This is a genomic window from Paenibacillus xylanexedens, assembly GCF_001908275.1.
GTDB classification, from domain to species: Bacteria; Bacillota; Bacilli; order Paenibacillales; family Paenibacillaceae; genus Paenibacillus; species Paenibacillus xylanexedens_A.
On record NZ_CP018620.1, the window covers coordinates 5,940,569 to 5,952,648 of the forward strand.

Consider the following 12,080-nt stretch of genomic DNA (forward strand, 5'->3'; position numbering starts at 1 on the left):
TTGTAGAAGTCCATTTTACTACACTTGCCTTCATCAAGCTTTTACTATTAATATGTTCTATTAAGGCATTACTGTAGAAAAGGATACATAGGAGAGGACGTGCTATTATCACACAATCATATGACGTTATTATCGTTGGAGCCGGCTCCATGGGTATGAGTGCAGGATATTATCTATCGCGCAGTGGATGCAAAACTTTATTAATTGATGCCTTTGATCCTCCGCACACGGAAGGAAGCCATCATGGGGATACCAGACTAATGCGCCATGTGTACAGTGGCGGGCCTGACTATATTGCCATGGCATTATTAGCACAGAAGTTATGGCACGAGCTGGAAGAAACGACCGGAGACCAACTGTTTGTTCCTTCCGGTGTACTAAATGTGGTTGATCCGGAGATTCATTCCTTCCACAACCGATTGAGCCATGCAGATGATGCAGGTATTCGGTATGAAACGTTGCACGCAACCGAGGTAATGAAACGCTGGCCAGGTATTACAATACCTGAACATTACGAGGGTATGTATGAGCCTGATGCGGGTTATCTGTATAGTGAACCCTGTATTCGTGCCTTTCGCAAGGCAGCCGAGACTCACGGTGCCACCTTGTTAACGCACACGCTTGTGGAGCATATCGAATACGGACCACATTCCGTTGCAGTTCAGACTTCAGGTGGTGAGACATACCATGCAAATCAAATCATCCTGAGCGCTGGCGCCTGGTTTCAGACATTAAAACCTTTTGTGGATCTCCCCATTCAGGCAGTGCGTAAAACGGTTGGATGGTTTGATGCACCAGAAGCATTGTATGGCGAGGCACACTTCCCCGGTTTTACACTGGCAGGAAAAGAAGGTACATATTATGGATTTCCAAGCATTGGCGGATCAGGTCTGAAGATGGGTCGTCATGATACGGGCCAAATGTGGACACCAGGAAGTCCAATGGCTCCTTTTGGTACGGAAGAAACGGACGAGGGGGATCTGCGCAGGCTGCTCGAACTTCATATGCCTCAGGCAGCTGGGGAATTGAAACGTGGTAGTGTGTGCAAGTATGAATTCACTTCGGATGAAGATTTTATTATCGACCGACACCCTGCCCATGAACGTGTGTGGCTCGCAGGCGGTTTCTCCGGTCACGGCTTCAAGTTCGCAAGTGCCATTGGGCAGATTCTATCCGACTTGGTGCAAACGGGACACACGGATCAGGATATTAGCAGGTTCGCCCTATCCCGTTTTTGTTAAGTACCAGCTGGGTGGATGAATATATGTATGTCTAAAATAGCTACTTTCCTTGAGGGTGCAGTGTTGCTTAGAGCACTGCACCTCCAAGAAAGAAGGACACGTAACAACGTTTAATTCATGGGTACTCACACTAATTAACTTTGACTAGGCTCCATTGCTGATTGGCTCCGCCATTGTCGGCCCACTGAATCGTGGAGGCACCTGCGGTTAGAGAACCTTGATTGATGTCAACCGTCAGGCCACTGTTTCGATTCGCAAGTACCACATATCCTCCCACATCAATTGGCAGCCATTGCTGATTGTTGCCCCCGTTATCCTGCCACTGAATCAGAGCGGCTCCGCCTTGTGTGGAACCCGAATTTACATCCAGCAAAAGCCCACTGCCCACATTGCGGATGTTGTAATATCCGTTACCTGCGGACTCCAGCTTCCACTGCTGGTTGGCTGCTCCATTATCATTCCACTGAATGATTGTTGCCCCACCCGTAGAAGAAGCACCGTTAACATCGAGTGCAAGTCCACTGTTGCGGTTGATTAATTTGTAGATGGCCCCGGATTCATATCCTGTACCGCCATTGTAAGTTGCACCGGAAATGACGTAAGTTGTGACCGAATTGGCCTTGGCCGTAGCGGTAAAGGTTTTGTTTTGCACCGAAATATTGGTCAGTTGCTGCAACTTCTCCGTTGAAGAGGTCCGATATACTTGAGCAGACGTTCCTGTGTTAGTAAAACGACTGAGATCATAGGTTACCGTTGTATCTGTCGATTCCGAATTGGTTGTAACCAGTACCACTTTGCCGGAAGCTGCATCATAGGCTGCAAGGGTATTGGCATCACTCATGCCGATAATCTTGTACCCAGGACGAATAAATTTGCTGTAGTTGCCCATGACATAATATTTTTGGTTCACGGTGTAACTGGTCGTTTGCGTATTGTTCAACACGTTCTTGAAGAATCCCCATCCTTCTGCACTATCCACGGCTTGCCAATACACCCATCCACTTGCGCCCATATTACGAATATCCTTGAGGATGGTCCGTGACATCGTAAGTCCACTTGCATCCCCATCTCCATATTCCGAGGTCCACAGATGTTTTCCCGCAGAAGTCGCTGTGTTGCGCAAAGCAGTACGATTGCTTCCGCCATACGTATGGGTGTTGATCTGAGTGATCGCTGATTTAACTGCATTGCTGTAGCTGTTGAACGACACATTGGTATCATCGATACTGTATTCTTCCGGTGCGCTCAGCTTCGTGGACAGGCCCTTCGCATTCAACGAAGCTTGTAGCTGACTCAGAATTGTGTTCTGATCCGCCCGGTCAAAGTGCATGCCCTCCTGGTCATTGCCCTGCTTCCACCACGTCGAGATCGGTTCATTCAGCGGAGTTACACTATCAAATGTGATCCCCCAGTTATCCCGAAAATGCTTCACAACCTCGGTTAAGTAATCGGCAAAATCATCGTAGTAATCAGGCTTGAGGTTGTTACCACCATTGGCCGAACCGGACACATTACCACTAATCGTCATCCAATAAGGTGCGGAATTCGCAAAAGCTTCGATGACATTCACGCCTTGAGCTTTGGCAGCTTGCAGCATATATCGTTGGTTTGCATCTGCATTCCAGTCGTACACGCCGGGAGAAGGCTGGTAACCAGGAACGGCTTTGCGATATTCAAGGATATTGGACGATGGATTATCCCCGCCTCCAATGTTGTACCGCAGGATGTTCAGCCCCAGTCCGGTATTTGCGTTGAACATTTTCTCCACATACTCATCCCGATTGGAATATTCTCCAACCACTTTGCCCCACCACGCGAGGGATGTTCCCCATCCTTCCATCGTCTGATATTGCTTCGATGGATCGGCAACAGCCGTGTAAGCTCCTGCAGCAGATACCTCTGTGCCCAGACCCAAACTGCCTGTTAGCAGACTTCCTGCCAGCAGCAGCGAACTCATTCGTTTTAACCACTTCATCCGCTTCACTCCTTATCATTTTACACTTGCACTCCGATGTCAGAACAACTTTCCGATCGCTGTTATCCCCTGATTTTTAATTATTCTTAAAAAGGGGAAAATCCGGGGATAGCGTATGCTTCCGATGCAGCTTTCTTTTAGAAAGCTTTTTAGGCGCACGCTTCGCTTCTTCAAGTTATTTCTGACCTCTCCGTTATCGTGTAAATGTATAGTTTAACTTAGAAAATAAACACCTATTATTGTGCAACCTCTCTGAAGGTCGCGTCTGACTTATCTAGTGCAGTAACGACAGCTTCCAATTTCAGCACATTATTGTAATGTCTCAGATACAGGTTCGGGTTACTAAATGACGCGTACGATGTCCAACTAGCATTAGCAAGTCCATTTACACGTTTGAATGTGGCGTCATTTCGGAATGTAGCGCTGCCGTCATTTTTCACAAGTGTAATGTTGCCATTATTATTGCGCAGGAAATAACCCGGATAATTCATGGACTCAAACGAAATGCCTGTTGCATTTGACAGCCCGGGAACGATACGGAATTGTGCATCCTCCGCCGGACTGACATTGACATCAATCCGTGCCTGATAGTTATAGTGACGTAAGAAGCTGCCAGGCACATTGAATGACTCCAGCTTGCGGATATCCCCCGGTTGTCCGGATTCTTTCAATACGGTCATATGCCGGACGAGTCCGGTAAGACCTGCAATCTCTTGTTTGGCACCCCAAGTCTGGAAGTTGTCAGCAGAGTCGCTGTAATAATATTTTTGTGTCGCATAGCCGTCAAAGTAGATTCGCCATGAACCATTATCCAGCTGAACAAGCGCCGGACCTTCCACCCAAGATCCCCAACCTGCCCAATCCCCTGTGCCTTTGAAGGTATAAGGGCCCGTTAGCGAAGTGGATGTCGCATATTCAATGTATTTGGTGGTCTCGTTTTTGGTAAAAGCATGATAGGTTGAGCCTGTCTTCACGATAAAAGTGTCGATATAATTGGGAGCAATGCCTGCCAATTCAGTAGGTGCAGACCATGAGGTAGATGTTAGATTGCTACCTGAAGCTGTGAGTACATAAGGTTTGAAATTCTGATAGTTGCCTGGTGAGAGGGACACGATAATGTTCAGACTGCCGTTGCTGTCTTTGAACCATTCTGGTGCCCAGGTGTGTGCGATTGTGGTCGGTGTGGATAACGTAATGTTACGGACAAATGTCCAGTTTACCTTATCCGGGCTGGAGGCGATCCCAATGGTGTTACCCGACCAGTTCGTGGTGTAGACGACGTAATATAGACCATCTGTGTGCTTCATGATGCTGGGATCGCGAATCAGATCTGCCGGAGGTGTATAGGCTGGCCCTTTTAGCAAACCATAGTGGGTTGCATTATACGATTCATAGATATACATATTGGACTCACTTGTGTTCGTAAAGGCGGATATCGTATAAACACTTGTCGCTGCTCTGGCTGTATTGGGGAATAACATCGTTAATAGAAGTAATGTTCCGAGCAGCAGAATCATTCCGGCCTTGAAACCTTTGGACTTTCCTATTCCTATTCCTATTCCTATTCCCTCTTCCTTCTTCGTCAACATTGGGTCATCTCCTTATCCATGAGTGATGAACAGAGGAATACCTTACTGTATTACCAAAGAAAAAGCGTACCTGGGACTGCCCCTGAAGATCAACACCTCACGACTACCTGTTCAAATTCCAATTACATGAAGCATCACTCCCTTCACAGATCATGGATGAACACTCTTTATATATGTAAACGGTTACAATTGATTGTGCTACAAGTGTTACCTTAGGTTCATTGTACGGACTTGATCACCACAGTCCCCCATTCCCTTAGCTAATTCACGCACAAGACTGAATCCAAAGATTCACAAGCTCGGGTTATTTGACTAAGAAAATGAGGTAGTGTGACTATGGTAAAAGGTGAAATGTTGCGTCCAACTCGAACTATCTCGATCCAGTTCTTGTTCTCAACCATAGTTGGATCAGTAAGACAGCTAACGATCCATACATGAACTATTCCACCACAACCCACGGATAACGGGATAATGCGTCCAACAGGAATCGTACCCGTTCTGGCGTTCTGCCTTCTTCATCGAACAAAAGTAATTCATTCTCTTCCTGTAGCCATGCTACTGGAATTTTGTAATCCTCTTGCGGACCAATCTGCCAGTAACGGCCCAGATGATGTCCGTTCAGGTGAATCGTTCCTTTGCTCATCCCGGTCAGGCGAAGCATCAGGTTCACTTTATGATGCTCTGAAACCGCAGACTTCGCGAAACGCCAGCGGTACCAGACCGGCTGACCATACGATCCTCGGACTGGAGTATGATTGGATACAGGGTGAGACTTCTCACTCAATGTAGCACGATTAACCGATTCATTTGTGGGGTGGGGCACCAGATTGGCAGTACAATTGCCACCTGCGGCGATACCAAGCTGTCCTGCACGCTGGATTGACCCCTGTGCTCCAGGATGGATCGATTCCTGTCCTACCTCGTAGCTCTCCCATTGTTGCGGAAGCAATGCATCCGTCCCTGCCATACGCCAATCCTTTAGTTCTCCCTGACTCGGATATGTGATCAGTTCCAGTCGATTCAGCGAAGAGCGGCTATACGGCATTTCCAGTGTATTTGTCTCTCCGGGCTTGATATACAAGGATATGTCTAACGTCTGGAAGGCAAACCAATCCTGATATCCTTCCATCGGAACTTCGATGCCATTGATACGAAGACCTTTGCTCAAGGCACCCACAAGAATCGCCCGATCCATGCCATCCAGAGTAAAGCTTCTGCTCAGAAGTGGAGCCCCTTGGAGAGAATTCACCTCATCGAGATGAACACTTCCACTCTCCGTACGCCAATCCCGACGAATATCCCGAGCTTTGCCGCCCAGATACACAGCACCAGCCAGACCTTTGCTCTCACCCAAATACGGGGAGAAGTTCAATCTGCCCATATGTTGTACCAGAATTTGAAGTGTATTCTTCCCTTTGGCCACCTGCAACTGCACTCCAGCGGCACCTACCTGACGCACTAATGCCTGCTGAACACCATTAACAATGATTCTGGCAGTATCCTGGATATCCGGCAAAATGAGGTTAGTGATCCCTTCGGTTGGACTCTCGAAATCACATTCGTACAATAAATAACCAAAATCTTGTCCGTATCGAGAAAAGTCTTCGGGTTGTCCACTCGCCGGACGCTGCTTCGCAGTTAACGTAACACGTGACAGCTCAGGAGAATCAGACAACGTCGGCGCACTCGGTAACGTCCACGGAAGCTGCTGCTGTATTCCAGCGATGGACTCCTGACTGACGAGAAACTCGTGACCTGTTAACGTCCGTTCTCCATCGGTCCAGTCACCAAGCAGCGTAATTGTGCGATCTGGGTCAGTAATCATGCCCTTGACCTGACCCGATGGTAATACGTCTACGTCATCGAAGCCGATCGCATAACGAAGTCCCTTCTGATCTGTTGCTTCCAATCGCCATGTTCGATTCATCGTTTCTTGATCCAGAATGATGAATCGGATCGGTGTGCCGTTTGCTTCCAGCTGGATCGTTCCCGGCTCTTGGAAATGGAACAAATCGAAGCGGTATACGTTCCTGGCTGAATCATGTTCGACCAGCACTTGCACTGTGCTGCCCGTGACGTTCAATGCCCCTGCTTCCAGTTCAAGAACAGAACGCTGCCCGGCAGCGGCCACGATGAACAGGTTCAATTCTCCGTTTATCATTTCATTGCCCGTAATCATCGTACCCGCAGTCAGGTATACGTGTTCAGCAATCTGTACTCGATCCAGCAACGGAACAATCTGACCCGGATTCACCGATACGGGAAGAGTACGGCCTTCCTCCAGCGTAATGTGCATCGTCTCCCGTTCATCCTTGTGACTCTCCAAGAACCAAATCTTCTGGTTGTCAGCCTGTCTGCCTCGTACAGATATGCCCTCAGGATGACGTACAACGATCTGTTCTTCTGGAATTCCCTCTGTTTCCATCAGAAGGGCCCCGAAAGCATGGACGAAATAGGACAAATTCTTGATTACTGCATATTTCGGTGTCACCCGTCCATATTCGTTCAGCGGTGCATCATAGTCATAGGACGTAATCATGAAGATGTCACTGCTACCCATCGTTCTGCCGCCATATCCACCAAAGTTTGTGCCACCATAGAACATGTAGTGACTGATTCCGGTATACCCGGCACGCAAAATCTCCATGATACGTCTCTCCAGCAAAGGCGCCTTCTTCTGAATAGCCGAAGGCCCTCCCCAATTCTCGAACCATCCGGTCCAGAATTCCGTGACCATCTTCGGGGTGTCCGGCTGTTTGACTCGAAGTTTCTCATAATGCCCGTCAGCACCTGACCAGAAATTAGCCCCTTCAATCGTGCCTTCCGCCCCGCCAACGCAAGTGATCAGCGTAGCGTCAATGCCACGTTGCAACAATCCATCTCTCAGCGTATTCATATGGTCACTTGCAGCAGCGTCATCCATCAGATACCCGTATTCATTCTCCACCTGCACAAGAATGACCGTGCCCCCGGCGGATAACTGGCGCTCCCGAATAATCGGCACAAGCTGGTCAAAATACAAATTCACATAGTGCAGATACGTCTCATTGTTTTCCCGGAATTTTACGCCGTCCTTCGTACCAAGCCAGTATGGGAAACCGCCAAAATCCCATTCTGCACAGATAAACGGACCTGGACGCGCAATGACCCACATGCCCAGTTCTGCGCATAGATCCAGAAATGCTCCGCAATCGTTGTCCCCTTCAAAGGACCACTGTCCTTCTTCCGGTTCATGCACATTCCACGCAAAGTAGGTGTCGATGCAATTCATGCCTGCCAGCTTCGCCTTCAGCAGAACCTCACGCCATTCCTCCTTTGGCATACGGAAATAATGGATCGTGGCACTGTTCAGAAATACACGCTCTCCATTTAGGAAAAAGCTGCGTGCATCGTATGTTAATTCAGATAGAACACCGTTCTCAGCCCTTGCGATGTTCTTCTCCTGTTCCTGCAGCAAAAGGGATGCTTTCTCTGTCAAAGTTATCCCCTCCTTCTCTTTATTGATATAAATTGAACTAAAGATTATTTACACTGCACACTTCGATGACAGAACAACCTTCCGATCGCTGTTATCCCCAGATTTTTTGATTTTCTTTTCTCAAAGGGGAAAATCCGGGGATAAAGGCGACCGCTCCGCTTCTTCAGGTCCTTTCTGTCCTGTCCGTTCGGTGTAAATGTTTAGTTCAATTTATATAGGTTCATATGTCCTGTAATCTTTTAAAAATATGAGTTCAACTAATGAATATTTACACTGGCACTCCGATGACAGAATAACCTTCCAATCGCTGTTATCCCCAGATTTTTTGATTCCCTTTTCTCAAAGGGAAAATCCGGGGATAAAGGCGACCGCTCCGCTTTTTCAGGTCCTTTCTGTCCTCTCCGTTTTCTGTGTAAATCTGTAGTTGAACTTATATTCCTTAATCATCAGTTCCCCTGCAACGTCACGCCTTCCAGTACAACCGTTGTGATGGAATTATCTGCGGTAGGTACTTCAAGTCCGTTGGTATACACCGGGATGTCTTCAAGCTGTTCCATGTTCCGATCCGGTGAAGTCTGATACACCTGAGCGGTGGCTGATTTTCCATACGTATACCCTTGCAGTTCAAACGCCGTTGTTCCCGCTGACAATTCGTTACGAATCACCAGCACCAGTCTCTGACGTTCCGCGTCATAGGCAGCCAGTGTGCGTCCACCATCCGTTGGAATAATCGTCGCACCGGGACGAATGAACTTTGTAAACTGGGCCATGCCGTAATACTGTTTGGTCATCTCGTACTGCTCTTCTCCGTTGAAATTGGCATGAATGAAGCCCCAATTATTATTGGCGCCCTCATCTTCAACGGCCTGCCAGTATACCCAGGCGGATGGCTGCATGATTTTCAGATCAAACATGATCCGCTCCGCCAATTCTTGCACCGAGGTCATATCCTCATGACTGTGCGGCTCGCTGCCGCCGGTTCCGTACTCGGACATCCACAGCTTCTTGCCTTGGCGTTCTGCCAGCGTGCGCAGCTCTTCCATTTTGCTACCATTATAGGAGTGAGTATTGATCTGCTGGATTACGTCCAGCGTGTCCTGATCATAGAGATTGAAATTAAACACCGTCTCATCAATGCTGTTATCGTCCGCGGCACTAATGACGGTTCCATCCAGTCCCTTGCTCTTCAACGATGCAGCAACTTTCTTAATAATCTCGGCCTGTTTCTCATTCGTAAAATGACTGCCTTCCTGCATATTGCCCTTCTTCCACCAGTCGGAGGAAGGTTCATTGAGCGGATTCAGTGTGCGGAAGGTAATCCCCCACTCGTCCCGATAATACTTCACAACTTCGGTCAGATAATCTGCAAACGCATCATACTGGTCGTCACGCAGATTATTGCTGCCATCCACGGCTCCGGTAACTGATCCACTGATCGTCATCCAGTAAGGTGGTGAATTGGAGAATGCTTCAGCAATATTCACGCCGCGCTCCATCGAGCCTTGTAATACAGCACGCTGACCTGCATCAGCATCCCAATCCCACTCACCAGGTTCAGGCTGGAAGCCAGGTACATCCCCGCCGGGACGAAGAGCTTTCATCTCTGGATTCTCCTCACCGCCAATATTGTAACGAACGATGTTCAGACCTAATCCTTTCTCCGGATCAAAGACCAAATCCATCACTTCACTAACCTTTGTCTGATCCTTCCATCCGCCAAGATCGTTGGCCCACCAGGCAAGTGACGTACCCCAACCTTCAAAATGATTATAGGACTGATCCAGCTTCAGACGTACTGGTTCCCCTTGGAACTCAATTGTTTTGGATGATTCATTGGCAAAATGATTGATAACAATTCCTCCTCCTGCCAGCAGAGCAATCAGGACGACACCCATGAGGATATAACTCCGTTTGCCTCTGCTGCGTTGTTCTTTATGCGCCATGGGCTATACAATCCTTTCTCCATGTACGTTGATTACTCCATTGACCTTGAACATCAGGTTCAGCACATACAATCACTACAGACACTTCGGTTACTTGATTCCGCTGCTTCCGCCGCTAATGTTGGCTTCATAGACATAACGTTGTCCGAACAGATATACCAGCACCATCGGAATGGTGAGGAACAGGGAAGCAATCATCACAAGGTTCCATGGTGGCATCTGCCCGCCACCTACCGTAGTCAACAGCTGCACTCCAAGTGCCAGCGGCATTTTCTCCGGATCATTGATATAGATGAGCGGTCCCATGAAGTTGCCCCAGTTATAGGAGAATGAGAAGATCGCAATGGCCGCAAGTATCGGATAAGTCAGTGGCATGATGATTTTCCAATAGATTCCCGGGTGACCCATACCATCGATCATGGCGGCTTCATCCAGTGATTTTGGAATACTCATTACGAACTGCCGAATCAGGAATACGTTGAACGCTCCGGCGAAGAAACTCGGCACGATCAGCGGATAGAATGTATTAATCCAGTCCAGATGACGGAAGATGATGAACTGCGGTACCATCGTCACCTCACCCGGAATCATCATCGTACTGAGCAAAACAATAAACAGGAAACGGCTGCCTTTTGCTTTGATTCGGGCAAAGCCGTAGGATACGATCGAAGCTGATAATACCGATCCGACAATCGTAAAGACGGTAATGATGACCGAGTTTTTGAGATACGTGCCAAGATTGTTATTCGTGAAGATGGTATAAAAGTTCGACCATTGGAACTCCATTGGAACGAAGGTAAAGGCTGATTTGACGGTTGTTGCGTCACTTGCCAGTGCAATAGAGATCATGTACAGGAAAGGCGAAGCAAGCAGCACCCCGACCAGAATCAGAAAAATATAGGATATCGTCTTCTCCACAGTGGATGGATTACTCATTGGCTTTTCCCTCCTCGTAGTGCACCCATAGCGCCGATGAACGGAATACAACGAGTGTCAACACCATGATGATGATGAATAATACCCAAGCAATCGCCGATGCATATCCCATTTTGTAGAATTGGAACGCATTCTGGAACAAGTAGGGAACAACCATCTGACTTGAATTGTCAGGTCCCCCGGCAGTAACGATGAATACCTGCGCGAAGGTCTGGAGCGCTCCGATCATACCAGTCACGAGATTGAAGAAAATGACGGGAGTCAGCATTGGGAATGTAATATGGAAGAACGATTGTGTACTTTTCGCCCCATCGATGGCAGCGGCCTCGTACAGCTCCTGTGGAATGCCTTTCATCCCTGCAAGCAGCAATACCACGCCACCACCCACACCCCATAAGGACATGAGAATCAATGCGGGCTTAACCCAGTTCGGATCAAGAAGCCAAGCAGGACCCTGAATACCGAAGATCGCAAGTGCCTGGTTGATCAAACCTTCCGTCGGCGCAAGCAAGTGGATGAAGAGCAATGAACTCGCAACCACCGGAACAACGGAAGGCAGGTAGAACAGAATACGGAAGAAGGTGATCCCTTTGATTTTTTTGTTCAGGTAATAGGCAATCCAGAGCGAGATCGACATGCCCAGCGGAATGGATATCAGCGCATAGAAGAATGTATTGCCGACGGATTTCCAGAAGATCGGATCATCGGTCAGTAGCGTTTTGTAGTTGTCGATACCGATGAATTCAGGGGACTGGAACAGATCCCAATTCGTGAAGCTCATATAGATGGAAAACAGGATCGGACCCAGGGTCAGCCCCAGAAACCCGATCAGCCAAGGCGAGATGAAGATGTAGAACCATTTCCCGTCCTTTTTTCTCACGTTAAGCCCTCCCATGACGCAGAGAGCAGATGGAACCC

General features: G+C 48.1%; 7 protein-coding genes. 1 reads left to right on the forward strand and 6 read right to left on the reverse strand.

From position 1 onward, the window contains the following. The first annotated feature begins 149 nt into the window (after nt 1-149). Nucleotides 150-1,241 (forward strand): N-methyl-L-tryptophan oxidase, encoded by a 1,092-nt coding sequence (solA, locus tag BS614_RS25955; RefSeq protein WP_244898201.1) that lies wholly within the window; start codon nt 150-152, stop codon nt 1,239-1,241. Nucleotides 1,242-1,371: 130 nt separating this feature from the next. Here the strand turns inward: solA and BS614_RS25960 are convergent, their stop codons facing one another. The 6 genes from BS614_RS25960 to BS614_RS25985 all read right to left on the reverse strand — a co-directional run bounded on the left by BS614_RS25960 (nt 1,372) and on the right by BS614_RS25985 (nt 12,042). Then, a complete protein-coding gene (locus BS614_RS25960) occupies nt 1,372-3,216 on the reverse strand; it encodes an RICIN domain-containing protein (protein WP_074096063.1) in 1,845 nt (614 codons plus the stop codon). A 236-nt stretch (nt 3,217-3,452) separates the two neighbouring features. Then, complete coding sequence (locus BS614_RS25965; RefSeq protein ID WP_074096064.1) at nt 3,453-4,805, reverse strand: glycoside hydrolase family 43 protein; 1,353 nt, start codon at nt 4,803-4,805, stop codon at nt 3,453-3,455. Between the two features lie 439 nt (nt 4,806-5,244). Further along, entirely contained in the window at nt 5,245-8,283 is a 3,039-nt protein-coding gene (locus BS614_RS25970; RefSeq protein ID WP_074096065.1) for a beta-galactosidase, read from the reverse strand. 446 nt (nt 8,284-8,729) lie between these two features. Further along, complete coding sequence (locus BS614_RS25975; protein ID WP_084174746.1) at nt 8,730-10,226, reverse strand: glycoside hydrolase family 30 protein; 1,497 nt, start codon at nt 10,224-10,226, stop codon at nt 8,730-8,732. 90 nt (nt 10,227-10,316) lie between these two features. Further along, nucleotides 10,317-11,162 carry a carbohydrate ABC transporter permease gene (locus BS614_RS25980; protein ID WP_017687022.1) on the reverse strand — a complete coding sequence of 282 codons (846 nt, stop codon included), beginning with the start codon at nt 11,160-11,162 and terminating at the stop codon, nt 10,317-10,319. Beyond that, on the reverse strand, nt 11,155-12,042 hold the full coding sequence (locus BS614_RS25985) for a carbohydrate ABC transporter permease (RefSeq protein ID WP_017687021.1): 888 nt from the start codon (nt 12,040-12,042) through the stop codon (nt 11,155-11,157). The genes BS614_RS25980 and BS614_RS25985 overlap by 8 nt, the downstream gene beginning before the upstream one ends. Between the last annotated feature and the right edge of the window lie 38 nt (nt 12,043-12,080).

Excerpts from the sequence above, each read along its gene's own strand:
- solA (WP_244898201.1), top strand. The coding sequence starts at position 150 with ATGGGTATGAGTGCAGGATATTATCTATCGCGCAGTGGATGCAAAACT.
- BS614_RS25960 (WP_074096063.1), bottom strand. The coding sequence starts at position 3,216 with ATGAAGTGGTTAAAACGAATGAGTTCGCTGCTGCTGGCAGGAAGTCTG.
- BS614_RS25965 (WP_074096064.1), bottom strand. The coding sequence starts at position 4,805 with ATGTTGACGAAGAAGGAAGAGGGAATAGGAATAGGAATAGGAATAGGA.
- BS614_RS25975 (WP_084174746.1), bottom strand. The coding sequence starts at position 10,226 with ATGGCGCATAAAGAACAACGCAGCAGAGGCAAACGGAGTTATATCCTC.
- BS614_RS25980 (WP_017687022.1), bottom strand. The coding sequence starts at position 11,162 with ATGAGTAATCCATCCACTGTGGAGAAGACGATATCCTATATTTTTCTG.